The sequence below is a fragment of the uncultured Luteimonas sp. genome, from assembly GCF_947492465.1.
Classification (GTDB): domain Bacteria; phylum Pseudomonadota; class Gammaproteobacteria; order Xanthomonadales; family Xanthomonadaceae; genus Luteimonas.
The window spans coordinates 18,946-42,178 of sequence record NZ_CANLNF010000001.1; the positions used below are offsets into that span (position 1 = coordinate 18,946).

At 70.9% G+C, this 23,233-nt stretch carries 22 protein-coding genes; 18 read left to right on the top strand and 4 right to left on the bottom strand.

What is annotated here, in order from left to right; all coding sequences use genetic code 11:
• Positions 1-43 precede the first annotated feature (43 nt).
• The gene (locus tag Q0863_RS00095) at positions 44-778 is read left to right on the top strand and encodes a hypothetical protein (protein WP_298573531.1); all 735 of its coding nucleotides are present in this window, start codon (positions 44-46) and stop codon (positions 776-778) included.
• Positions 779-810: 32 nt separating this feature from the next.
• A complete protein-coding gene (locus Q0863_RS00100) occupies positions 811-1,083 on the top strand; it encodes a hypothetical protein (RefSeq protein ID WP_298573532.1) in 273 nt (90 codons plus the stop codon).
• Here Q0863_RS00100 and Q0863_RS00105 read toward each other — a convergent pair.
• Positions 1,055-1,582, bottom strand: a complete 528-nt coding sequence (locus tag Q0863_RS00105; RefSeq protein WP_298573533.1) for a hypothetical protein — start codon at positions 1,580-1,582, stop codon at positions 1,055-1,057. The two genes, Q0863_RS00100 and Q0863_RS00105, sit on opposite strands and share 29 nt — an antisense overlap.
• Before the next feature lie 207 nt (positions 1,583-1,789).
• Positions 1,790-2,722, bottom strand: coding sequence for a carbohydrate kinase family protein (locus Q0863_RS00110; protein WP_298573534.1), 933 nt, complete (start codon positions 2,720-2,722; stop codon positions 1,790-1,792).
• A gap of 222 nt (positions 2,723-2,944) precedes the next feature.
• On the opposite strand from Q0863_RS00110, the gene Q0863_RS00115 reads away from it, so the two are divergent.
• The 14 genes from Q0863_RS00115 to Q0863_RS00180 all read left to right on the top strand — a co-directional run bounded on the left by Q0863_RS00115 (position 2,945) and on the right by Q0863_RS00180 (position 19,338).
• Positions 2,945-3,988, top strand: a complete 1,044-nt coding sequence (locus Q0863_RS00115) for a rod shape-determining protein (RefSeq protein ID WP_298573535.1) — start codon at positions 2,945-2,947, stop codon at positions 3,986-3,988.
• A 215-nt stretch (positions 3,989-4,203) separates the two neighbouring features.
• Positions 4,204-5,259 carry a rod shape-determining protein MreC gene (gene mreC / locus Q0863_RS00120; RefSeq protein WP_345780500.1) on the top strand — a complete coding sequence of 352 codons (1,056 nt, stop codon included), beginning with the start codon at positions 4,204-4,206 and terminating at the stop codon, positions 5,257-5,259.
• Positions 5,256-5,738, top strand: a complete 483-nt coding sequence (gene mreD, locus Q0863_RS00125) for a rod shape-determining protein MreD (RefSeq protein WP_298573536.1) — start codon at positions 5,256-5,258, stop codon at positions 5,736-5,738. Before mreC ends, mreD begins: the two co-directional genes overlap by 4 nt.
• Positions 5,738-7,744 carry a penicillin-binding protein 2 gene (gene mrdA / locus Q0863_RS00130; RefSeq protein ID WP_298573537.1) on the top strand — a complete coding sequence of 669 codons (2,007 nt, stop codon included), beginning with the start codon at positions 5,738-5,740 and terminating at the stop codon, positions 7,742-7,744. The genes mreD and mrdA overlap by 1 nt, the downstream gene beginning before the upstream one ends.
• Positions 7,741-8,868 (top strand): rod shape-determining protein RodA, encoded by a 1,128-nt coding sequence (gene rodA / locus Q0863_RS00135; RefSeq protein ID WP_298573538.1) that lies wholly within the window; start codon positions 7,741-7,743, stop codon positions 8,866-8,868. The genes mrdA and rodA overlap by 4 nt, the downstream gene beginning before the upstream one ends.
• Before the next feature lie 151 nt (positions 8,869-9,019).
• Positions 9,020-10,168 (top strand): lytic murein transglycosylase B, encoded by a 1,149-nt coding sequence (gene mltB, locus Q0863_RS00140; RefSeq protein ID WP_298573539.1) that lies wholly within the window; start codon positions 9,020-9,022, stop codon positions 10,166-10,168.
• Positions 10,165-11,526 (top strand): septal ring lytic transglycosylase RlpA family protein, encoded by a 1,362-nt coding sequence (locus Q0863_RS00145; protein ID WP_298573540.1) that lies wholly within the window; start codon positions 10,165-10,167, stop codon positions 11,524-11,526. Before mltB ends, Q0863_RS00145 begins: the two co-directional genes overlap by 4 nt.
• A gap of 90 nt (positions 11,527-11,616) precedes the next feature.
• Complete coding sequence (locus tag Q0863_RS00150; RefSeq protein ID WP_298573541.1) at positions 11,617-12,840, top strand: D-alanyl-D-alanine carboxypeptidase family protein; 1,224 nt, start codon at positions 11,617-11,619, stop codon at positions 12,838-12,840.
• A gap of 176 nt (positions 12,841-13,016) precedes the next feature.
• A complete protein-coding gene (locus tag Q0863_RS00155) occupies positions 13,017-13,979 on the top strand; it encodes a CsgG/HfaB family protein (protein WP_298573542.1) in 963 nt (320 codons plus the stop codon).
• A 101-nt stretch (positions 13,980-14,080) separates the two neighbouring features.
• A complete protein-coding gene (locus tag Q0863_RS00160; RefSeq protein WP_298573543.1) occupies positions 14,081-14,359 on the top strand; it encodes a DUF493 family protein in 279 nt (92 codons plus the stop codon).
• A 64-nt stretch (positions 14,360-14,423) separates the two neighbouring features.
• Complete coding sequence (lipB, locus tag Q0863_RS00165) at positions 14,424-15,137, top strand: lipoyl(octanoyl) transferase LipB (RefSeq protein ID WP_298575774.1); 714 nt, start codon at positions 14,424-14,426, stop codon at positions 15,135-15,137.
• Positions 15,138-15,143: 6 nt separating this feature from the next.
• Positions 15,144-16,151: a lipoyl synthase gene (lipA, locus tag Q0863_RS00170; protein WP_298573544.1), complete on the top strand. Its 1,008-nt coding sequence runs from the start codon at positions 15,144-15,146 to the stop codon at positions 16,149-16,151.
• 211 nt (positions 16,152-16,362) lie between these two features.
• Positions 16,363-18,549, top strand: a complete 2,187-nt coding sequence (locus tag Q0863_RS00175; RefSeq protein WP_298573545.1) for a carboxy terminal-processing peptidase — start codon at positions 16,363-16,365, stop codon at positions 18,547-18,549.
• A gap of 96 nt (positions 18,550-18,645) precedes the next feature.
• Positions 18,646-19,338 (top strand): ion channel, encoded by a 693-nt coding sequence (locus tag Q0863_RS00180; RefSeq protein WP_298573546.1) that lies wholly within the window; start codon positions 18,646-18,648, stop codon positions 19,336-19,338.
• Between the two features lie 18 nt (positions 19,339-19,356).
• On the opposite strand, the gene ppa is transcribed toward Q0863_RS00180, so the two are convergent.
• Entirely contained in the window at positions 19,357-19,905 is a 549-nt protein-coding gene (gene ppa, locus Q0863_RS00185) for an inorganic diphosphatase (RefSeq protein WP_298573547.1), read from the bottom strand.
• Between the two features lie 206 nt (positions 19,906-20,111).
• On the opposite strand from ppa, the gene Q0863_RS00190 reads away from it, so the two are divergent.
• Positions 20,112-21,692, top strand: coding sequence for a M91 family zinc metallopeptidase (locus tag Q0863_RS00190; protein WP_298573548.1), 1,581 nt, complete (start codon positions 20,112-20,114; stop codon positions 21,690-21,692).
• A 224-nt stretch (positions 21,693-21,916) separates the two neighbouring features.
• Positions 21,917-22,465, top strand: a complete 549-nt coding sequence (locus Q0863_RS00195) for a hypothetical protein (protein WP_298573549.1) — start codon at positions 21,917-21,919, stop codon at positions 22,463-22,465.
• A gap of 19 nt (positions 22,466-22,484) precedes the next feature.
• On the opposite strand, the gene Q0863_RS00200 is transcribed toward Q0863_RS00195, so the two are convergent.
• Complete coding sequence (locus tag Q0863_RS00200) at positions 22,485-23,222, bottom strand: murein L,D-transpeptidase catalytic domain family protein (RefSeq protein WP_298573550.1); 738 nt, start codon at positions 23,220-23,222, stop codon at positions 22,485-22,487.
• Positions 23,223-23,233: the final 11 nt, after the last annotated feature.

Sequence of the window (23,233 nt, forward strand, 5' to 3'; positions counted from 1 at the left end):
GGCATGACAGGGTGGAGGCAGGACCTCGTTCGGGAGCTTGTGCATGCATATCGTGATACCCGTGGGCGCCGCGCTGCTCGCCCTGGCCTTGCTGGCGGGCTGCAAGGACCGCGAAGCCGAGGCCGCGGCGCAGGCGGCGGCGCTGGCCCAGGCCAACGAACAGGCCGCGGAGGAAGCCGAGCGCGGCTTCGAGGCCGCGGTCGCCGACGGCAACTGGGCGCTGGCCAAGGCGCAGGGCGACATCCTGCTGGCGAAATGGCCGACCACCGAAGCGGCCGACCGCGTGCGGCCGCGCCACGAGGAGGCCAGGGCCAAGGGCGCCGCCGAACTGGAGGCGAGCCGCGTCGCCGCCCTGTGGACCTACCAGAGCCAGCCGGTGGAGGCAGGCAACCAGCTCTCGGCCTCGATCTATGCGAAGGAGCCGCTGGACGTCGACGGCAGCGGCGCCAAGCCGGTCCGGCTGATCTTCCGCGACCATCCGGACTGGGGCCGCAGCAGCTACCTGGTGCTGCCCGGCGGCGATTTCGCCAAGGCCTGCTACCGCAGCTGCAGCGTCACCGTCACCATCGACGACCAGGCGCCGAAGACGATGTCGGCCAACCGTCCGAAGACGGACGAGGCCATCGCCATGTTCATCGACGACGAGAAGGCGCTGTGGCGGCTCACGCGGGATGCCACGCGCATGCGCATCGAATTCCCGACGCGCGACGTCGGCAACCGGGTGGCCGAGTTCGAGGTCGCGGGCCTGGACCGCGCGAAGATGCCGGAGTGGGACTGAGTCCGGCATCGGCCTGACCCGGGCGCAGGACGATGGACGTGCTGATCGTGGTGGTGGTCAGCGGGCTGGCGCTGGGCCTGCACGTGGCGCTGTTCGTGCTCATCCGCCGCTGGATGGACCGCGACCTGGCGCTGTCGTTCGCCGGCAACGACGCGGCCAGGCGCGACTACATGCTCGACAGCCTGGCGCGGGCGCGCCGCGAACGCGTGCGCCGTCGTGAACTCGCGGCGTGGCTGGAGTCGGCGGCCCGGGAGTACCGCGGCGGGATCGCCGACGTCACGCGCCCGGGCGATGCACCCCGATGAGGGCGACGCAATCGAGTGCCTCACGGGTGGCCAGCAGCTCGATGCGTCGGGTGCCGTAGTCGCGCGCGTATCCGCGAACGCCAGCGCCTTCCTGCAGGTGTGGCGAAGGCGCAATCGAGACCTGGCGGTCCGCGCCAACCCACTCGGCAAGTTCGTCGACTGGTGCACAAGGGCTGGTCCCGAGGTGCAGCAGGAGCAGCGGGGCGCCATCGAGTCCGCCGCGGCGTACACGAATCTCGACGCTTTCGATGCGATAACCGTCCCTGCTGGTGAAGCCCGGCAACCTGAGGTCCCTGGGTCCGCGGGATTCCTTCAGCGGTTCGTGCCCAGCCTCGGGCCCAAGCGACTGCAGCGCCTGTCCCAATCCCGCCGACCCCGCGGCAAGGTCGCGTAGCGTTGCAACGATCCGCTCGAGGTCGGGTGGCGGGGACGAGGGTGCCGTTGCCCTCGGCGGCGCGGCGCAGGCCAGGCCCTGCATGAGCAGGCCGAGCAGGACCACATGACGTGCACCTCGGCGCGCGGCGATCCCGATCCAGCGGGATCGACGATCTGTCGCCGGGCGAGGATTGCGCTTCAGCCCGCAAGCCTCATCCGCAAGGGGCAACGCACCGGGCGTGGATACGTGACACGCACTGCCATGCAGCGCAGCGCGAGGGTCGTGCCGCGGGCGGACGACGATGCGGCTGGCCGCAAGCACCTGCGCCCGTTACAGCGCGTACCCGAACTGCTGGCGGAACTGGCCGGCGAAGTCTTCGTAGTCGAAACGCTGGTTCTGCGTGCCCGGGTGCTCGACCTTCAGCGCGCCCATCAGGTTGCCGATGCGGCCGATGGTCTGCCAGTCGCAGCCCTTCTCGATGCCGAAGATCAGGCCGGCGCGGAACGCGTCGCCGCAGCCGGTCGGGTCGGTGATCCGGCGCTCGTGGGCCGGCGGGACGGTGTAGGCCTGCCCGGGCGTGTGGATCAGCGCGCCGCGCGGCCCCTGGGTGATGATGTAGGCCTTCACCCGCTGCACGATGTCCTTCTCGGTCCAGCCGGTGCGCTCCTGCAGCAGGTTGGACTCGTAGTCGTTGACCGTCACGTAGTCGGCCTGCTCGATGAACGCGCGAAGTTCCTCCCCGTTGAACAGCGGCATGGCCTGGCCCGGGTCGAAGATGAAGGGGATGCCGGACTCGGCGAACTCCTTCGCGTTCTGGAGCATGCCCTCGTAACCGTCCGGGCTGACGATCCCGATGCTCACGCCCGGCACGTCCTTCACGTGGTTCTCGTAGCTGCGCATCATCGCCCCCGGGTGGAAGGCGGTGATCTGGTTGTTGTCGTGGTCGGTGGTGATGAAGGCCTGCGGGGTGAACAGCTCGTCGATCACCTTGACCCGCTCGAGGGGGATGTCGTTTTCCTCGAACCACTCGCGGTAGGGGCCGAAATCGCCGCCCACGGTCGCCATCGGGATCGGATCGCCGCCCAGCAGCTTGAGGTTGTAGGCGATGTTGCCCGCGCAGCCGCCGAACTCGCGGCGCATCCTGGGGACCAGGAACGAGACGTTCAGGATGTGGACCTTGTCCGGCAGGATGTGGTTCTTGAACTGGTCGGGGAACACCATGATGGTGTCGTAGGCCAGGGAACCGCAGATCAGTGCGGACATCGGGTCTCTCGGGCAGGAAAACAGGGGCGCTAGGGTAGCCGGGCGGCCGCGGCGAGGCCAGCGGCATCGGCGCCCGGGAGGCGGTTTCGGGCACCGTGGCGATCCCACCAGCGCCGGGGTGTGGCGCAGGCCCCGTTCCGGAGATGCCGGAAGCCGCCGGAATGCGCTTTTTTGCTAGGCTAGCGGCCCCTGTGCGCCAGCCCGAGACGGATTCGTCCCCCGATGTTCAAGAAGTTCCGCGGCATGTTCTCCAACGACCTGTCCATCGACCTGGGCACGGCCAATACCCTGATCTTCGTCCGCGGACAGGGCATCGTCCTGAACGAGCCCTCGGTGGTGGCCGTGCGCCAGGACCGCAGCGGCGGCCAGAAGGCGGTGGCGGCGGTGGGCAGCGAGGCCAAGATGATGCTCGGCCGGACCCCCGGCAACATCACCACCCACCGGCCGATGAAGGATGGCGTGATCGCCGACTTCACCTATACCGAGGAGATGCTCAAGCATTTCATCCGCAAGGTGCACAAGAGCCGTTTCCTGCGCCCCAGCCCGCGGGTGCTGATCTGCGTGCCGGCCGGCTCGACCCAGGTGGAGAAGCGCGCGATCCGCGACTCGGCGATGGAGGCCGGCGCGCGCGACGTCTCGCTGATCGAGGAACCCATGGCCGCGGCGATCGGCGCCGGCATGCCGGTCACCGAGGCGCGCGGCTCGATGGTGGTCGACGTCGGCGGCGGCACCACCGAGGTGGCGGTGATCGCGCTCAACGGCATCGTCTATTCGCAGTCCGCGCGCATCGGCGGCGACCGCTTCGACGAGTCGATCATCAACTACGTGCGCCGCAACCACGGCATGCTGATCGGCGAAAGCACCGCCGAGAAGATCAAGATCGAGCTCGGCTGCGCCTATCCGCAGGAGAAGGTGGCGTCGATGGAGATCTCGGGCCGGCACCTGGCCGAGGGCGTGCCGAAGGTGGTGTCGATCACCTCCAGCGAGGTGCTCGACGCGCTGCGCGAGCCGCTGTCGGGCATCGTCGCCGCGGTGCGCCAGGCGCTGGAGCAGACCCCGCCGGAACTGTGCGCGGACGTCGCCGAGCGCGGCATCGTGCTCACCGGCGGCGGCGCGCTGCTGCGCGACCTGGACCGCCTGATCAGCGAGGAAACCGGCCTGCACGTGCAGGTCGCGGACGACCCGCTGACCTGCGTGGCCCGCGGCGGCGGCCGCGCGCTGGAGCTGCTTGACCTGCACGGCAACGAGTTCTTCGCGTCGGAGTGATGGAGCGGGGAATCGGCGGGGTGGTAGCGCGACTGGATCGCCTGGTGCCTGGATCGAAGGGACGCAGGTGCCCATCCGAAGCGGCGCACCCTGACCCCTGCCTTTGCGAACCATCGCTTCTCATCGTCGTTTCGCGGCATGCGGCCAGCGCCGGCCGGCTGTGATCGACGCTTCGCCCATTCCCGATTTCCGACTCCCGAAGCCCGGTCCCTAACGTGTCCTCCTTCGCCAGCCCGGCTGCCCAACGACCCGGCGACGTCGCCGGGACGCTGCGGTTGCTGGCGTTCCTGGCGATGTCGGTGGTGTTGATCGTGCTCGACCATCGCGGCGGCTGGCTCGATCGCGCGCGGTCGACCGCCAGCGTCGCGGTGCAACCGCTGTGGCAGCTGGCCGGCCTGCCGTCGCGGCTCGGCCAGACCGTGCGCGAGGACGCGGTGACGCGCTCGCTGCTGGCCGACGACAACCGCCGCCTGCGCAACGAACTGCTGGTGATGGGCGCGCGACAGGCGCGGCTGCAGGTCGAGGCCGAGGAGAACGCGCGCCTGCGCGGCCTGCTCGGCGCGGCCACGCGCCACGGCCTGGACGTGCAGCTGGCGCCGATCCTGGACGTGGACCTGGATCCTTCGCGCCAGCGCCTGCTGCTCAACGCCGGCAGCAACGACGGCGTGCGCCAGGGCCAGAGCGTGATCGATGCCGGCGGCCTGGTCGGGCAGATCATCGCCGTCACCCCCGGCACCGCGACGGTGCTCCTGCTCACCGACCTCGACCATGCGGTGCCGGTTTCGATCTCGCGCACTGGCGTGCGCCTGGTGGCCTACGGCATCGGCCGCAGCGACCGGCTGGAAGTGCGCAACATCCCGGTGTCCAGCGACGTGAAGGCGGGCGACGTGGTGGTGACCTCGGGCCTGGGTGGGCGCTTCCCGCCGGGTTTCCCGGTCGGCACCCTGGTCGACCTGCGGCCGGACGACAGCCACGCCTTCCTGATCGGCGAACTGGAACCGTCCGCGCAGCTCGATCGCGGGCGCGACGTGCTGCTGCTGCGCGAAGGACGGCCCCCGGCCGCGGCCGGCGTGGTCGCCGCGGGCAGCGTCGATGCGACGGCGCCCGGCGCTGGCGAAGGCGTGCATGCACCGGAAGCCGGCGCCGCGGACACGGCGCCGGCTGCGCCGCGCGAAGACGCGGTGCCCGCGCGGCCACCCGGACCCGACGACGCCCGGCGCGTGCAGGCCCCCGCATCCACCCCGGCGCCGGCCGCGGAGACTCGCCGATGAACCGTCGCGGGCGCCTGTGGCTGCTGCCGGTGAGCGTACTGGCCGCGCTCGTGCTCGGCCTGCTGCCGCTGCCGGCCATGGTGCAGGGCCTGCGGCCGTACTGGCTGGCGCTGGTGGTCGCCTACTGGGTGATCGAGGAACCCGAACGCGCCGGCCTGGGCCTGGCGTTCGCCGCCGGGCTGCTCGCTGACCTGACCTTCGGCGCGCTGCTGGGCGAGCAGGCGCTGCGGCTGGTGATCATGGCCTTCATCCTGCAGCGCTTCCGCACCCAGTTGCGCTTCTTTCCGTTGCCGCAGCAGGCGCTGTCGATCGGCGGCCTGCTGCTCAACGACCGGGTGGTGGCCGCGGCGCTGCACCTGGTGCTGGGATTGCCGCAGTACCCCTGGCTGTACTGGATCGCGCCGCTGGTCGGCATGGCCCTGTGGGTGCCGCTGTTCCTCGGCTTCGACGCCCTGCGGCAGGTGCGGAGGCCGCGCTGATGCGCGAGCGCCGCCAGCGCATCCGGAACGCCTCGGCCGAAGCCGCCCAGTTCCGGTTGCGCGCACTGGTCGGTTTCGGCCTGGTGCTGCTGGGCCTGCTGGGCCTGGCGGGCTGGTATTTCCGGCTGCAGGTGGTCGACCACGACGAGTACGCGCGCCTGTCCGAGGCCAACCGGATCAAGCCGCATCCGGTGGTGCCGGCGCGCGGGCTGATCTACGACCGCAATGGCCGGCTGCTGGCCGACAACGTGCCGGCCTACCGGATCGACGTCACGCCCGAGGATGCCGGCGACATCCCGCGCATGCTCGAAGCGCTTTCGCAGGTGGTGACGCTGACGCCGGAGGAGATCGCGCGTTTCGAGGTGGCGCGCAAGGCGACCCGCAGTTTCCGTTCGATCACCCTCAAGGCGCGGGTGAGCGACGAGGAGGTGGCCCGCTTCGCGGTCGACCGCTGGCGTTTCCCCGGCGTCGAGGTGGTGCCCTACCTCAACCGGCGTTACCTGCATGGCGAACTGTTCGCGCACGTGATCGGCTACGTCGGCCGCACCGACGAGAACGACGTGGCGCGCTACGGCCGCGACCAGATCCTGTTCCCGCACACCGGGCGCACCGGCCTGGAGCGCGCCTACGACGAACAGCTGCGCGGCCGCATCGGCTACGCGCAGGTCGAGACCAACGTCGAGGGGCGCGCGCTGCGCCGCATCGGCATGGTGCCGGCGCAGGCCGGCGCCGACCTGCGGCTGGGGATCGACCTCGACCTGCAGCAGGCGATGGTGACCGCGTTCGGCGAGCAGGAGGGCGCGGCGATCGCGCTCGATCCGCGTAGCGGAGAAGTGCTGGCGATGGTGAGCCTGCCGGCGTTCGACCCGAACCTGTTCGTCAACGGCATTTCCACCACCGACTACCGGCAGTTGATGGACGACCCGTCGCGGCCGCTGTTCAACCGTCTGGTGCTGGGCGGCGTGGCGCCGGGTTCGACGCTCAAGCCGCTGCTGGCCCTGGCCGGGCTGGACAGCGGCGTGCGCAAGCCCGAGGACCGGGTGCTGTCGACCGGCATGTTCTACCTGCCCGGCACCAGCCGCGGCTGGGGCGATGCTAGCCGCGGCGGCCACGGCTGGACCGACCTGCGCAAGTCGATCTCCGCCTCGGTCAACACCTACTACTACCGGCTGGCGCTCGACATGGGCATCGAACGCTTCGCCCAGTACATGCGCCACTACGGTTTCGGCGCGCCCACCGGCATCGACCTGATCGGTGAGATCGACGGCATCCTGCCTTCGCCCGAGGCCAAGCGGATCGCGCGCGGCGAGCGCTGGTATCCGGGCGATACGGTCAACGCCAGCATCGGCCAGGGCGACTGGAAGGTGACGCCGCTGCAGCTGGCGCGCGCCAGCGCCGGCCTGGCCGGCGGCATGCTGCGCCGTCCGCACCTGGTGGCGCAGACCCGCGCCGGCTTCGAGGCCGACTGGACCGACGTGCCGCAGCCGCCGCCGGTCCCGATCAGCCCGAATCCCGAAAACGTCGAGGTGGTGCGCCTGGGGATGATGGACACCATGCAGCCCGGCGGCACCGGCTGGCGCGTGGCCAGCGGCGCGGGCTACCTGATGGCCGGCAAGACCGGCACCGCGCAGGTGATCAGCCGGCGCGGCACGGGCGCGGTCGATCCGCGCAGCCTGCCGCTGCACCTGCGCCACCGCGCCCTGTTCATCGGCTTCGCTCCGGCCGATGCGCCGACCATCGCGGTCGCGATCGCGGTGGAAGGCGGCGGCTACGGCGGCAGCGCCGCCGCGCCGATCGCGCGCAAGGTGTTCGACGCCTGGCTGCTGGGGGTGATGCCCGAGGAGCCGGGAATCGGGAATGGGGAATCGGGAATCGGGTCGCCTGGCGAGCAGGCACAGCCTGATTTCGGCAACGTGACGACCGGATCCGGCCCGCCGGCTGCCCTGCGCCAAACCCCGCTGTCCGACTCCCGAATCCCGAATCCCCAATCCCGGCCTTCCGCATGAACACCATCCTGCGCTGGCTGCTGGACCTCGTCGCGCGCTTCGTGCGCACGCTCGACTGGCCGCTGCTGGGTGCGCTGCTGGCGCTGATGGGCATCGGCCTGGCGGTGCTGCACAGCGCGGGCGGACAGAACCTGGCGCTGGTGCAGTCGCAGGGCGCGCGCTACGTGGTCGGACTGGGGGTGATGTGGCTGCTGTCGCGGGTGCCGCCGGCGCCGCTGCGCCGCGCCACGCCCGCCTTCTACGCCGTGTCGCTGCTGCCGCTGCTGGTCGTGCTGTTCGTCGGCACCGGGCGCAGCGGCGCGCACTGGATCAACCTGGGCGTGTTCTATTTCCAGCCGGCCGAGCTGATGAAGCTGAGCCTGCCGATGATGGCCGCCTGGATGCTGGCCCAGAGCGCGCCGCCGCCGCGCCCCGGCGTGCTGCTCTCGACGGTGGCCATCATCGGCGTCCCGACCGGCCTGATCCTGCTGCAGCCGGACTTCGGCACGGCGATGCTAGTCGCCGCCAGCGGCGTGTTCGCGCTGTACCTGGCAGGCCTGTCGGCCTGGTGGTTCGTCATCGCAGGCGCGGGGGCCGCGACCGTCGCCGGGCTGGCGCTGTTCGCCCCGATCGGCTGGTTCTCGTTCCTGCGGCCCTACCAGCAGGACCGGATCCTGACCTTCCGCGATCCGCAGAACGACCCGCTGGGCGCGGGCTGGAACATCATCCAGTCCAAGATCGCGATCGGTTCGGGCGGCGCCACCGGGCAGGGCTGGGGCGAGGGCACCCAGTCGCACCTGAACTACGTGCCCGAACACACCACCGACTTCATCTTCGCGGTGCTCGCCGAGGAGTTCGGCTGGCTGGGCGTGGCCACGGTGCTGGCGCTGTACGCGTTCGTCATCGGTCGCTGCCTGTGGATCGCCGCGGGCGCGCGCGAACCCTTCGCGCGGATCGTGGCGGGCAGCTTCGGGCTGGCGCTGTCGGTCTACGTGGTGGTCAACGGCGGCATGATCTCGGGCCTGCTGCCGGTGGTGGGCGTGCCGATGCCGCTGCTCAGTTTCGGCGGCACCGCGGCGGTGTCGCTGCTGGCGGGCATGGGCGTGGTGATGGCGGTCGGCGCACACGGCCAGGGCAAGCGCTGAGCGAAGTGGTGGGTGTCTGGCGCGCGCGGTTCGCGCCTGCCGAAACGGCGCGCATCGGCAGCGGCATCACCGCCGGCTGCGCGATGGGATGCAGCCGTCGTTCATGCTCTGCAAATCTTCGCGCCGGGGGCTGCGTGCTACGCTCGCGCCGATGATCCGAGCACGCGCTGTCCGTCTTGCCGTCTGCCTGTTGCCTGTCGCCCTGTGCGCCTGCGCGACACCGGCACCTTCCTCCGCGAATGTCGAGGCCGCGACGCCGGCCCCGCCCGCGATCGAGCCCGAGGCGCCGGCGAAGCCGGTCTCCGGCGAGGGCCTGCTGCCGAAGGTGCCGCAGCCGCCGGAGCGGCCGGTGGCGCCGCCCGCGGTCACGGATCCGGCGATCCCGCGCGCGCAGCGCATCGATGCCTTCGTCGACTACACCGCCTCCACCTATGGCGTGGACCGCGGCCAGATCCGCGAGGTGCTGGCGCAGGCGCAGGTGCGGCACAACATCATCGACGCGATGAACCGCCCTGCCGAAGCCGTGCGCAAGTGGCACGAGTACCGGCCGATCTTCCTCAACGATGCCCGCATCGGTGGCGGCGTCGCGTTCTACAACGCCCACCGCGCCGCGCTCGATCGCGTGTCCGCGCAGACCGGCGTGCCGGCCGAGATCATCGTCGCGATCATCGGCGTGGAAACCAGCTATGGACGGGTGACCGGCAGCTTCCGCGTGGTCGACGCGCTGTACACGCTGGCCTTCGACTATCCCAAGCGCGCGCCGTTCTTCGCCGGCGAGCTGGCGCAGCTGTTCGCGCTGAAGAAGGAAGAGCCGCAGCTGGACCTGCTCGCGCTCAAGGGCAGCTATGCCGGGGCGATGGGGCTGGGACAGTTCATGCCGTCGAGCTACCGGCTGTGGGCGAAGGACGGCGATGGCGACGGTCGCCGCGACCTGCTCACCCACCTGCCGGACGTGTTCGCCTCGATCGCCAACTACTTCGTGGTGCACGGCTGGGAACGCGGCGCGCCGGTGGTGGCGCGCGCGGCGCGCGCCCCGGGGGCGGAGGATTTCGTTCCCGACAACCGGGAGCCGGTCTACCCGCTGGCCAACCTGGCCAAGCGCGGCTACACCCCGCTGCCGGGCGAACCGGTGGCCGAAGGCGCGACCCTGCTCACGCTCGAGGGCGATGCGGGCCCGGAGTACTGGCTGGCGTATCGCAACTTCTACGTGATCACCCGCTACAACCGTTCGCCGATGTATTCGCTGTCGGTGTACCAGCTGGCGCAGGCGATCCGCGCCGGGGCGGGACCGGCGCAGTGAACCGGTGGCTGCTGCTGGCGCTGGTGCTGCTGCTGGCCGGTTGCGCCGGCACCCGCAACAAGCCCTCCGCGGCGACGCCCTCGCAGCGGCCGCCGGTCGCCGATACCGGGCCCGCGCCGGACTGCCGCGGCTTCACGCCGTACCCGGCCGCGCAGGAGGACCCGGGCAGCCGCGGCGACTACGTCGCCGGTGGCCTGTACAAGCCGGGAGTGAAGGACACCACGCCCGACTACCTGCCCAACGTGGCCTGCATTCCCGAGCCGTCCGTGGTCGCCGAGCCGCGTTCGGCCTACGGCAACCGCTCGCCCTACAGCGTGCTGGGCAGGTCCTATCGCGTGCTGGAGTCGACCGACGGCTTCGTCGAAACGGGCGTGGCCTCGTACTACGGCAACAAGTTCCATGGACGCCGCACCTCCAACCAGGAGGTCTACGACATGTACGCGTTCACCGCCGCGCACAAGTCGCTGCCGCTGCCGAGCTTCGCGCGGGTGACCAACCTGGACAACGGCCGCAGCGTGGTGGTGCGGGTCAACGATCGCGGCCCGTTCCACGAGGGGCGGGTGATCGACCTGAGCTACGCGGCCGCGGTCAAGCTCGACATCCACCGCCGCGGCACCGGGCGGGTGGAAGTGCGGGCATTGCGGCCGGGCGACGTCGGAGCGGTGCAGACGGCGGCCGCGCCTGCCGCGGCGCCCGCGCCCGCTGTCGCCCCCAGCGGACTCGACCGGCTGGTGGGCGGGCTGCCGCAGGCGCCCGCGGCAGCGCAGGCCGTCGCTCCGGACCCGCTCCGGCCGCCATCCGCGCCGCCGCAGCCTGCCGCGCCCGCCCCGGCCCCGACCCCGCCCGCGGCTGCGCAGGTCGCCGCGGCCGCCAGTTCGCGCCTGGCCGACCATCCCGGTTACGGGCGCGCCGAGAACCGCTTCCGCCTGGTGGCCGAGGACGGCCGCGTTCGCAGCGCCGACGAATTCGATACCTGGATGCGCGAACGCCAGGCGCGCATGGACGCCGAGCGCGCCGCCGCCGCTTCGCCGGGCGCTGCTGCGCCGGTCGCAGCTGCGCCAGCGACTCCCGCGGTCCCGCCCACTGCGACCGTGGCCTCCGCGCCGGCGCCAGCCGCCACGGGCGAGGACGACGTCACCCTGCAGGTCGGGGTGTTCTCGGTCCGCGACAACGCCGAGCGCGCGCTGGCCGCGCTGCAGCGCGCCGGCATCGACGCCGCCCACCTGCAGGACGTCACGGTGGCCGACCGGCGGCTGTGGCGGCTGCGCGTGGGCCCCGTTGCCGCGGTGGCGCTGGCCGAACTTTCCTCGCGCGTGTCCGGTCTGGGGCTGGGCATGCCGCAGATCGTTCGCGAGTAGACTGTCCGACTTTCGTCGCAGGGCCGCGCCCGCGACCGTCCATGTTCCCGTCCGGCCAGGGATGTCCGGCACACCGGAGTCCGCTACCCGATGAAATCCGCTTTCCTGACCCGTCGCATCGCCGTGGCCGCGCTGGCCGCCCTGCTCGTCGTCGGCCTGGCGACCGCCCAGGAGACGCCACGGCCCGCACAGGCGGCACCGGCCGCGGCCCTGAGCGACGCGCTGCCGACCCCGCCGCCGCCGGCGGTGACCGGCAACGCCTGGCTGCTGATGGACTACGCCAGCGGCCAGATCCTGGCCGGCGAGAACGTCGATGAACGGGTCGAGCCGGCCAGCATCACCAAGGTGCTGACCAGCTACGTGATCGCGGCCGAGATGAAGGCCGGCAAGGTCAAGGCCGACGACCAGGTGATGATGACCGAGAACGCCTGGCGCAAGGGCGGCGCCGGCACCGACGGCAGCTACAGCGGCTTCCCGGTCAACCAGACCGCGCCGCTGCTGGAAATGGAAAAGGGCATGGTGGTCCAGTCGGGCAACGACGCCGCGATCGCCCTGGCCGAGCATGTCGCCGGCAGCGAGGACGCCTTCGCCGCGCTGATGAACGCCTACGCCAAGCGCATCGGCATGACCAATTCCAACTTCGTCAACTCGCACGGCCTGTCCGAGCCCGAGCACTACTCGACCCCGCGCGACCTGGCCCTGCTTGGCCGCGCGATGGTGCGCGACTTCCCCGAGGAGTACAGCTACAACGCGATCAAGGAGTTCACGGTCGGGCCGATCACCCAGCGCAACCGCAACCTGCTGCTGTGGCGAGACTCCAGCGTCGACGGCATCAAGACCGGCCATCACTCCGCGGCCGGCTACTGCCTGATGGCCTCGGCCAAGCGCGGCGACCAGCGCCTGATCTCGGTGGTGATGGGGTCCAGCGGCGAGGCGCAGCGCGCCACCGATTCGCTGGCGCTGCTCAACTGGGGTTTCCGTTTCCACGAGACCCACCGCCTGTACGACGCCTCCAACGCGGTCTCCACGCAGAAGGTGTGGAAGGGCGCGGTGGACGAAGTGCAGCTGGGCGTGGCCGCGCCGCTGCTGGTCAGCCTGCCGCGCGGCAAGTACGACCAGCTCAAGCCGTCGATGGACGTGCCCGAGACCCTGGTGGCGCCGATCACCAAGGGCCAGGCCATCGGCAAGGTGCGTGTGACCCTGGACGGCAAGGTCGTGGCCGAGCGTCCGCTGGTGGCGCTGCAGGCGGTGGAGGAGGCGGGCTTCTTCAAGCGTCTGTGGCACGAATTCCTGATGTGGTGGAAGTCGGTCTGATCCCACGCGGTCGAGGGCTGGGCGCGGATTCCCGGGCCCGGTTGTCCGCTCCCTGTCACGGACAACGTGTCTGCTAAGATCCCGGCGCGTGCGATGCAGGATGCATCTGCACGCGTGGGGAACGGGTGCGCCGATGCGCGCCCGCACAGACAACTTCAGGGATAAGGGGAGACTCGATGTCCGTATTCAATGGCAGGCGCGCCGTTGCGGCCGCGCTTTCGACGGTGGCCATGCTGGCCGTGGCCACGCCGGCGCTGGCCCAGCGCCAGAGCGCGCAGGAGCGGCGGCAGGAACAGGTGGCGCAGATCCCGGTGTGCGCACAGCCGCTGGGCGCCATCTCGGTGATCGAACCCGAGGACGGCGTGCACTGGTGGAGCGGCCAGCAGCTGCCCGCGCCGTCGCGCCTGATCAAGGTGTTCGTCAACAAGTCGCGCTGTTTCACCCTGGTCGATCGCGGTGCAGGCCTCGGCGCGGCGATGCGTGAGCGCGATCTGGGCGCCGACGGCGAGCTGCGCAACCGCTCCAACATCGGCAAGGGCCAGATCAAGGCGGCCGACTACGTGATGGTGCCCGACCTGATCGGCGCCAACAGCAACGCCGGCGGCAATGCCGTGGGCGGCCTGCTGGGGGGACTGATCGGCGGCCGCGCAGGCGCGCTCGTCGGCGGGCTGAACTTCAAGAGCAAGACTGCCGACGTGGTGCTGACCGTCACCGACGTGCGTTCGTCCGAGCAGGTCGCGATGGCCGAAGGCCATGCAAAGAAGACCGACATCGGCTGGGGCGCGGGCGGCGGCCTGTTCGGCGGCAGCGGCCTGGGCGCCGCGGGCGTCGGCGGCTACGCCAACACCGAACTCGGCCAGGTCATCACCCTGGCCTACCTGCAGGCCTACACCGACCTGGTCGCCCAGCTCGGCGGCCTGCCCGAGGACGCCTCGGCGGCCAACGCACAGCAGGCGGTGACCGTCACCAAGCCCGCGCGCCTGTTCACCGGTGCCGACGGCAAGGGCGTGGTGCGCGACCTCGACGTGGGCATGATGCTGTATCCCACCGGCGCCAAGCAGGGCGTGATGTGGGAAGTCGAGGACGAACTGGGCAACAAGGGCTGGGTGTCCTCGAGCCTGCTGCAGCTGTCGCGCTGAAGCCGCATCCCGCCTGAAGACGCAGACGGCCGCCGCGAGGCGGCCGTTTCGCGTTCGGGCCGCCGGTTTGGGATCGCGCGTCGCGCCCCCATAATCGGCGGATGGAAATCAAATCCGACAACCCTGAACACGGCTTCCAGTTCCCGGGCGTGTTCGAGATCACCGCGATGGGGCCGGCTGGCGTCGGGCTGGAGGGCGAAATCCCGCGCCTGCTCACCGAAGCCGGCCTGACCGTACTGGAAGAATCCATCCAGTGGCGCGAAAGCAGCGGCGGCCGCTTCGTCTCGGTGAAACTTAGCTTTCGCGCCGGCGATCGCGCCCAGTACGAGGCTGCGCACGCCGCCCTGCGCAACCATCCCGAGGTGAAATGGACGCTGTGACGTCCCTGCACCGCCCCGCGCGCGCGGGGGCATGCCGGGGCGGGGCGCCGCGGTGAGCGACACCGTGGCCGCCAGCGCCAGTCCCGCGACGGCTCATGCAGCCAGCGGATGCCTGGTCCGCGACCTCGGCCGCCAGCCCTATGAGCCGGTGTGGCGTGCAATGCAGCGTTTCACCGACGCCCGCGATGCGGATTCGATGGATGAACTGTGGGTGGTCGAGCACGATCCGGTGTTCACCCTCGGCCAGGCCGGCAAGCCCGAGCACGTGCTGGCACCGGGCGCGATCCCGGTGGTCCACGTCGATCGCGGCGGCCAGGTGACCTACCACGGGCCTGGCCAGATCGTGGTCTATCCGCTGCTCGACATCCGCCGGCTGGGCCTGGGCGTGCGCGACTACGTGTGCCGCATCGAGCAGGCGCTGATCGACACGCTGCTGGAGTGGAACATCCTCGGCGCGCGGCGCGAGGGCGCACCGGGCGTGTACGTGGGCGATGCCAAGGTCGCCGCCCTCGGCATCCGCGTGCGCCACGGCCGCACCTTCCACGGCCTGGCCTTCAACATCGCCATGGACCTGGAGCCGTTCGGGCGCATCAATCCCTGCGGCTACGCCGGGCTGCAGGTGACCTCGATGCTAGACTTGGGCGGTCCGTCGGGCATGGACGCGGTCAAGCCCGTCCTGCTGGACGAACTGGCCCGGCAGTTCGGGCTGGCGCTGCGTGCGGCGCCCGCGCCCGACCTGGCCAACCCCCTTCCCACCGCCGCGGCCCGAGCCGCCTGAGCCGTCATGTCCGAGTCGAGCCCGCGCTCCATCCCCCTGCAGGTTGTGCAGCAGGCCGCTTCCGCGCCGCTGGAGGCGGGCGCCAAGCAGCTGGCCGGCGACAAGATCGCGCGCTCGCCGGTGGAGTTCGTGGACGCCCCCGTGCTGAGGAAGCCGTCCTGGATCCGCGTGCGGATCCCGTCCAACGGCGCGGTCGCGGCGCTCAAGTCGAAGCTGCGCAAGAACCGCCTGGTCACGGTGTGCGAGGAAGCCAGCTGCCCGAACATCCACGAATGCTTCGGCCACGGCACCGCGACCTTCATGATCCTGGGCGAGGTCTGCACGCGGCGCTGCTCGTTCTGCGACGTGGCCCATGGGCGGCCCAAGCCGCCGGACGCGTCCGAGCCGCTGAACCTGGCCAACACCATCGCCGACATGGGCCTGAAGTACGTGGTCATCACCTCGGTGGACCGCGACGACCTGCGCGACGGCGGCGCCCAGCATTTCGTCGACTGCATCGAGGCGGTGCGCGCGCAGTCGCCGGCGATCCGCATCGAGATCCTCACCCCCGATTTCCGCGGCCGCGGCCGCATGGAGCGCGCGCTGGAGATCCTGGCCACCGCGCCGCCGGACGTGTTCAACCACAACGTCGAGACCGTGCCGGAGCTGTACCGCAACGTGCGCCCCGGTGCGGACTACCAGTGGTCGCTGACCCTGCTGCAGAAGTTCAAGGCGCAGCATCCCGGGGTGCCAACCAAGTCGGGGATCATGCTCGGCCTGGGCGAAACCATGGAGCAGGTGCAGGGCACCCTGCGCGACCTGCGCGCGCACGACGTGGAGATGGTCACCATCGGCCAGTACCTGCAGCCGTCCCCGCACCACCATCCGGTGCTGCGCTACTGGACGCCGGACGAGTTCAAGGCGCTGGAGGATTACGGGATGTCGCTGGGCTTCAGCCACGTGGCGTCCGGGCCGCTGGTACGCTCGTCCTACCACGCCGACCGCCAGGCGAAAGAGGCCGGCGTGGCCGCCTGAGGCGGCGCCGCGCGTGCCTCTTCACGCAAGGTTTGGCCGCGACTGGCGGGCCGGCATGCCGGATCCGTCGACGCAGGCCCGCGTTCACGTTGCCTGCAGCCCTGCCCGATAGAGTGGACCGCGCCGCGCAACTTTGTGCACTGGCGCGGGGTCAGAACATGGCGGCATCGTGTGCGCAGCGCACACGGACCGCACACCAGGATCGTTCCCGATGAAATTGAACCGCATCGCTTCCGTCACCCTGATCGCCCTGGCGCTGGCCGTGCCGCTGGGGCTGATGGCGCGCAGCGAGGGCGATGCGCTGCCCGGCGCGCCCACCGCCGAGCAGGCCACCACCTCCAAGCTGGTCTACGGACTGCTGTCGGACAGCCGCTATGCCTATCGGCCGCGGCCGCTCGACGCGACCATGTCGGCCGAGATCTTCGACCACTACCTCGAGGCGCTGGACGGCTCCAAGCTGTTCTTCACCGCTGCCGACATCGCCCGCTTCGAGGCCTACCGGCCGGCGATGGGCGAGAACGTGCGCAGCGGCAACCTCGAGCCGGCGTACACGATCTTCGCCGTCTACAAGCAGCGCGTGGCCGACCGCGTCGCCTACGCGCGCGACCTGCTCGAACAGGACATCTTCGATTTCACCGGCGACGACCGCTGGGAGTACGACCGCGAGGAAGCGGCGTGGGCCGGCGATGCCGCCACGCTCGACGCGCTGTGGAAGCAGTCTGTGCGCAACGACTGGCTGCGGCTCAAGCTCGCCGGCAAGGCGCCCGACGAGATCCGCAAGACTCTCGACCGGCGCTACCTCAACCTGGCCAACAACGTCGCCGCGCTCAAGCAGGAGGATGCGTTCCAGACCTTCCTCAACGCCTATACCTCGACGGTCGATCCGCATACCGACTACATGAGCCCGCGCACCGCGAAGCTGTTCACGCAGAGCATGTCGCTGTCGCTGGAAGGCATCGGCGCGCAGCTGCAGAAGCAGGACGACGTGGTGGTGATCCGCGAACTCATCGCCGGCGGGCCGGCCGCGCTCAGCGGCAAGTTCAAGGCCGGCGACCGCATCGTCGGCGTCGGCCAGGGCACCAGCGGGCCGATGGAGGACGTGGTGGGCTGGCGCCTGGATGACGTGGTGGAGAAGATCAAGGGTCCCAAGGAGACCCAGGTGCGGCTGGACGTGATTCCCGGCGAGGCGACGCTGGACAGCACCCCGGTGCGCGTCGTGCTCACCCGCGCCCGCATCAAGCTCGAGGAACAGGCGGCCAAGTCCGAGGTCATCACCCTGCCTGCGGTCGAGGGCGGTGCCGAGAAGCGCATCGGCGTGATCAAGCTGCCCGCGTTCTACCAGGATTTCGAAGGCCGGCGCACCCGCAATGGCGAGTACACCTCGGCCACCCGCGACGTCGCCCGGCTGCTGGGGGAGTTCCGCGCCGACGGCATCGATGGCGTGGTGCTGGACCTGCGCAGCAACGGCGGCGGGTCGCTCAACGAGGCGATCGAGCTGACCGGGCTGTTCATCGACAAGGGCCCGGTGGTGCAGGTGCGCGAATCCGGCGGCCGCGTCAGCGTGGAAAGCGACCGCACCGCGGGCGTGTCCTGGGACGGGCCGCTGGCGGTCCTGATCAACCGCGGCTCGGCCTCGGCGTCGGAGATCTTCGCCGGCGCGATCCAGGACTACGGTCGCGGCCTGGTCATCGGCGAGACCTCGTTCGGCAAGGGCACGGTGCAGAACATCGTGCCGCTGGACCGCTGGCCGGCATCCGAGGGCGACCGCTACGGGCACGTCAAGCTGACCATCGCGCAGTTCTTCCTGCCCGGTGGCAGCAGCACGCAGAATCGCGGCGTCGTGCCCGACCTGGCGTTCCCGGTGACGGTCGACGCCAGCGAGTTCGGCGAAAGCACCTACGACAACGCGCTGGAATGGCGCCAGATCGCGGCCGTGCCGCACCAGCGCTATGGCGACTTCGCGCCGCTGCTGCCCAAGCTGCAGGTCCTGCACAAGCAGCGCGTGGCGAGCGACCACGAGTTCCGCTGGTGGTCGGAGGACGTGGCCGAATTCCGGGCCGAACGCGAGAAGAAGTACGTCTCGCTCAACGAAGCCGAGCGGCGCGCCGAACGCGACCGCGACGAAGCCAAGCGCGCCCGCCGCCAGGAGGAGCGCAAGGCGCTTGGCCTGGCCCTCGACCCGCTGGCCGACAGCAGCACCGACGACGGACTGCAGGCCAGCGAGCGCGACGTGGCCGAAGACGCGGCCCGCGAGAAGGCGGCGGAGAAGCGGCCGGATCCGCTCCTGCACGAGTCGGCGGCGATCCTGGCCGACGCGGTGCGGCTGCTCAACCATGACCGGCGCCTGTCGGCGCAGGTGCTGCCCGAGTCCACCGGCCCGGGCCGCTGGACCCAGTAAGCCGCACGGCCTGCCGGGCTCCGGGATGAGCGCCACGCAGGTCCGCCGGGGCGCTGGTGCTGACCGCACTCGCATCGCGCGCCCGGCGACGGCCTGATGGCATCGTTCCAGTCCTTGCGCCTGCTGGTGACGGCCAGGCGCCATCCTTCGGGATGGCTGCTGCTGGTCCAGCTCGCCGGCGTGGTGCTGTATCCGGCGATGGAGGGCACCGCGGCCGGGCGCGCAGTGTTCGGCGCGTTCGGGATCCTGGTGCTGATACTGGCGCTGTGGGTGGTCAACCGCAGCGCGGCCAGCAACCGCATTGCCTGGTGCCTGGCGGGGCCGGCGGTGCTGCTGTCGCTGTGGTCGGTACTGGCCGGTCGGCCGCAGGTACTGGTCTATGCCTACGTGCTGGAAGGCGCGCTGTACTTCTATACCGCCCTGGCGCTGATCGGCTACATGCTCCGCGACCACAAGGTCACCAGCGACGAGCTGTACGCCGCCGGTGCGACCTTCACCCTGCTGGCGTGGGGCTTCGCCTTTGCCTACGCGGCCTGCCAGTACTGGTTCCCGGGCAGCTTCCTGGCCGCGGTCGACGCGCAGCTGCCGCGCACCTGGACCGAACTGCTGTTCCTGAGCTTCAGCACGCTCTCGGGCGTGGGCCTGACCGACATCCTGCCGGTCCGGCCGCCGGCGCGCGCGCTGGTGATGCTGGAGGCGTTCGCCGGGGTGATGTACATCGCCCTGGTGGTGTCGCGACTGATCGGGCTGGCGATCCGCCCGCCCGTGCCTCCCGACAGCGCGCCGTAGGCGCGCGTCGGCCGTGGATCAGGCCGCCGCGCCGGCCAGCTGCGCGTTGTGGCGCTCGATCGCGTAGACCAGGATCTTCTTCGCTTCCTCGGCCCCGCCCCAGCCCTCGAGCTTGACCCACTTGCCCTTCTCGAGGTCCTTGTAGTGCTCGAAGAAGTGGCCGATGCGCTCCAGCCAGTGGGTGCTCACCTGGTCGATGTTCTCGACGTGGGCGTAGCCCTGGAACACCTTGGTCACCGGCACGGCCAGCAGCTTCTCGTCGCTGCCGGCCTCGTCGGTCATCTTCAGCACGCCCACGGGGCGGCAGCGGATCACCGAACCTGGCACCAGCGGCAGCGGCAGCACCACCAGCACGTCGGCCGGGTCGCCATCGCCGCACAGGGTGTGGGGCACGTAGCCGTAGTTGCAGGGATAGCGCATCGGCGTGGAGAGCACGCGGTCGACGAAGATCGCGCCGCTCTCCTTGTCCACCTCGTACTTCACCGGCTCGGCGTCCTTCGGGATCTCGATGATGACGTTGATTTCGTCCGGGGGATTTTTCCCGGTGGAGACGTGGTCGAGACCCATGGGACGGCAACTCCTGCGGCGCGGGCGAAAGCCCGCATGGTGGGGAAACGCAATTCTACGCGACCGATGCTGCATTGCAGAACTTGCTCGCCCCGGCACCATCCAGGGTCCTAGGGTCGGCCCGAGGCAGGGTACGCCCCAGCTGTGCGCCATCCATACGGCCGCGTACATATGGCGTCCGTCCCCCGCCCCAGCGAGATGCCCCGATGTCGATCACCGATGCTTCCCGGATTGCCGACGCCGCCCTGCCGCAGAGCGAGAGCTACTGGGACAACCCGGAAGTGGACAGCAACCGGCTGGCCTCGCCTGGGGATCTGGACCTGGATCCGGTCGATCCCGGCCAGGTCGAGCGCTCCCCGCTGATGTCGCTGCTGCCGCGTTCCGGCGCGACCGAGATCGACGGCAGCCGGAGCAATCCGGCCGACCGCAGCCTGGGCCAGACCCCGGACGGCAAGACCATCCAGGTCGATACGCTGCACCGAGACGGCGACGTGCAGATCGCGCGCGAGCGCACCCTGGGCGATGCCGGCGGCGGCCAGACCTACGTCAGCGCCGACCAGCTGGTGATCACCACCGGCGGCACCAGCGACCGCGTCGGGGTCAGCCAGCGCGACGACGGCACCCTGGACGTGAGCGTCAACGGCGAATCCTTCGCCGTGAAGACGGCCGAGGGCCAGGAGCTGACCCTGCGCACCGGCGGCGGCGACGACGTGATCGAGGTCGCGGCCAACGTCACCGTGAACATCGTGGCCGACACCGGCGCCGGCGATGACCAGGTCGACATCGCCGGCAGCGGCGACAACCGCATCGACGCGGGTGCCGGCAACGACCGCGCGACCCTGTCCGGCAGCGGCCGCAACGACATCGCCGGCGGCAGCGGCGACGATGTCATCCAGGGCGGCAGCGGCGTCGACGTGGTCCACGGCGGCGATGGCGCCGACAGTATCGACGGCGGCACCGGCCGCAATTTCCTCGAGGGCGGCGCCGGCAACGACACGATCCGCAGCCGCGGCGCCGGCGACATGGTGTCCGGCGGCCTGGGCGACGACATCCTGCATGCCGCGAGCGGCGCCAGCGCCATCTATGCCGGCGCCGGCCGCGACACCATCGAAGGGGCCGGCGACCGCACCACGGTGTACGCCGAGATCGGCGACCTGATCAATTCCGCCACCGGCGCGCGCCCGACCGTGGTCAACGTCGAGATCGACGCGGCCGCTGGCAGCAGCATCCGGGTGCAGGGGTCGGACGCCTTCGTCCAGCGCGTCGAGGCCGAACTCGAATTCCTGCGCAGCTCGCCCAACGGGCAGCGCATGCTCGCCGAGTTCGATGCCACCGCAGCGTCGAAGGGCAACACGGTCACCATCAAGGAGCTGTCGAACGAGCACAACGGCTATGCGATGCCGGCCAACGATGATGCGACCTGGCCCGATGTGCAGATCACCAACGGCGTTGCCGGCCCGGGCGTGCAGACCGACATCCGCTACAACCCGTCCTTCCACATGGACGCGTTCCCGGCGCCGGTGGTGGTGCTGTACCACGAGATGTCGCACGCCTACAACTTCGTCAACGGCTCGCTGCAGCCGGGCAACTACAGCGGCCCCGATGTGGCCGACCGCGGCATCTCCAACTCCGAGCGACAGGCGGTGGGCCTGGAAACCACGGCGCCCGCCTTCGACTTCGACGGCGATCCCGCCACGCCGCCCACCACGGCCAATCCCGACCACCTGACCGAGAACGGCCTGCGCGAGGAGCTCGGGCTGCCGGATCGGCCCAGCTACCGGTTGTGATCGGGGCAGGACGCCGCGATCACGCGCTCCAGGGATGGAGGGGACGGGCAGCCCGCGTACACGCGGCTGCCCGTCTTTTTTTGCCGCGCCCCCCGGCCCCTGGGGCGCATGCGGTTCCCGGGCGGATCGCTGGCGGGCTGCTGGCGCTGACGCTGGCCTGCTCCCCGGCTGCGGCCTACGATGATCCGGGCCGCACCGGCCCCGCCGCCACCCGGACCGATCGCATGAGCGAGAACACCAGGACGACCGTCCATGTCGACGCGCAGGGCGCGCGCCTGGACGTGGCGATGTCGGCCACGGCGCCCGACGCCATCCATCTGCGCTACCGGCTGCACAACACCGGCGACGCGCCGCTGGCGGTCTTCGACCGCGGCGACCGGCAGGCGGTCCTGTCGGGGCGGCTGGTGGCGGGGGCGGTCGGCGCGCCGACGTTCCAGGCCGACGGCGGCGACGTCGTGCTGCGCCACGCCGCGCGCGATCTCGCGCCGGGCGGGTTCACCGGCCCGACGGTCCCCGCGACGCCTCTGGCCCTGCAGCTTGCACCCGGGGCCGTGCTCGAGGGCGAATTCGAATTCTCGATCCCGACGCCGCAGCCGCCGCGGCGGCTGCGCTGGTGCCTGGGCGTGGCCCCGTTCGACGAGGCCGGCTTCTTCTCGCCGCAGGACGTCGCAGCGGGCACGCTGTGGCAGGCGCACGACGCGGCGGTCGCGCGCCAACAGATGCTGTGCACGCCGTGGTGGGACCTGGCGACGGGCGAAACCGCGGCGGACTGACGCCGCGGCGGCGCGGGCCTCAGCTGCCGCCTGGCGCGGCCCTGGCCGCGCTCGCCTGGCGCGTGGCGCCGCAATCGCCGTCGAGCAGGCGCGAGCGCTGCAGCCAGTCGCTGTCGGGATAGTAGGCAAAGACCAGCGAGCCGCCGCGGATGCGGTCGATCAGGTCGCGCGCGATCTCCGGCCGCACCGCCGGGCACCCCAGGCTGCGTCCGAGCCGTCCCTGCGCGCGGGCGATGCCCGGGCTGACGTAAGGCGCGCCGTGGATGACGATGGCGCGGTCGCGCGCCAGGTCGTTGAAGCCGGGTTCCAGGCCGTCCAGGCGCAGCGAGTAGCCGTTGGCGCCGACGTAGGATTCCGCGGTACGGAACGCGCCCAGGCTGGACATGTTGCTGCCAGAGCGGTTCGAGAACTCGGTCGCCAGGTTGCCGCCGGTATTGCGACCGTGCGCCACCAGTTCCTCGAACAGCAGGTCATGGCTGGCCAGGTCGAACACCCACAGCCGCGGCTCGGTGGACGGGCGCGAAAAATCGATCACGCTGAGCGTGGACGGCGCCCCCGGGTTGCCGGGCTGGCGCCGCGAACAGGCGACCGCGCGCGTGGCGAGCGACAGTACCTCGCGGTCCAGCGATGGGGCGGCCTGGGCAAGCCGGGCGAACAGGGCGTCGGCCTGCGGCCCGGCGGCCCGTGCGCTGGCGGCGAGCGCGCAGCCGCCGAGCAGCGCTGCGACGAGCAGGCTGCGGATCGGGAAAAGGCTCATGGCGGCAGGAT

Bases quoted from the DNA above. Each gene is read 5' to 3' on its own strand.
- Q0863_RS00095 (WP_298573531.1), top strand. From the start codon at position 44: ATGCATATCGTGATACCCGTGGGCGCCGCGCTGCTCGCCCTGGCCTTG.
- Q0863_RS00100 (WP_298573532.1), top strand. From the start codon at position 811: ATGGACGTGCTGATCGTGGTGGTGGTCAGCGGGCTGGCGCTGGGCCTG.
- Q0863_RS00110 (WP_298573534.1), bottom strand. From the start codon at position 2,722: ATGTCCGCACTGATCTGCGGTTCCCTGGCCTACGACACCATCATGGTG.
- Q0863_RS00115 (WP_298573535.1), top strand. From the start codon at position 2,945: ATGTTCAAGAAGTTCCGCGGCATGTTCTCCAACGACCTGTCCATCGAC.
- mreD (WP_298573536.1), top strand. From the start codon at position 5,256: ATGAACCGTCGCGGGCGCCTGTGGCTGCTGCCGGTGAGCGTACTGGCC.
- mrdA (WP_298573537.1), top strand. From the start codon at position 5,738: ATGCGCGAGCGCCGCCAGCGCATCCGGAACGCCTCGGCCGAAGCCGCC.
- rodA (WP_298573538.1), top strand. From the start codon at position 7,741: ATGAACACCATCCTGCGCTGGCTGCTGGACCTCGTCGCGCGCTTCGTG.
- mltB (WP_298573539.1), top strand. From the start codon at position 9,020: ATGATCCGAGCACGCGCTGTCCGTCTTGCCGTCTGCCTGTTGCCTGTC.
- Q0863_RS00150 (WP_298573541.1), top strand. From the start codon at position 11,617: ATGAAATCCGCTTTCCTGACCCGTCGCATCGCCGTGGCCGCGCTGGCC.
- Q0863_RS00155 (WP_298573542.1), top strand. From the start codon at position 13,017: ATGTCCGTATTCAATGGCAGGCGCGCCGTTGCGGCCGCGCTTTCGACG.
- Q0863_RS00160 (WP_298573543.1), top strand. From the start codon at position 14,081: ATGGAAATCAAATCCGACAACCCTGAACACGGCTTCCAGTTCCCGGGC.
- lipA (WP_298573544.1), top strand. From the start codon at position 15,144: ATGTCCGAGTCGAGCCCGCGCTCCATCCCCCTGCAGGTTGTGCAGCAG.
- Q0863_RS00175 (WP_298573545.1), top strand. From the start codon at position 16,363: ATGAAATTGAACCGCATCGCTTCCGTCACCCTGATCGCCCTGGCGCTG.
- Q0863_RS00180 (WP_298573546.1), top strand. From the start codon at position 18,646: ATGGCATCGTTCCAGTCCTTGCGCCTGCTGGTGACGGCCAGGCGCCAT.
- ppa (WP_298573547.1), bottom strand. From the start codon at position 19,905: ATGGGTCTCGACCACGTCTCCACCGGGAAAAATCCCCCGGACGAAATC.
- Q0863_RS00190 (WP_298573548.1), top strand. From the start codon at position 20,112: ATGTCGATCACCGATGCTTCCCGGATTGCCGACGCCGCCCTGCCGCAG.
- Q0863_RS00195 (WP_298573549.1), top strand. From the start codon at position 21,917: ATGAGCGAGAACACCAGGACGACCGTCCATGTCGACGCGCAGGGCGCG.
- Q0863_RS00200 (WP_298573550.1), bottom strand. From the start codon at position 23,222: ATGAGCCTTTTCCCGATCCGCAGCCTGCTCGTCGCAGCGCTGCTCGGC.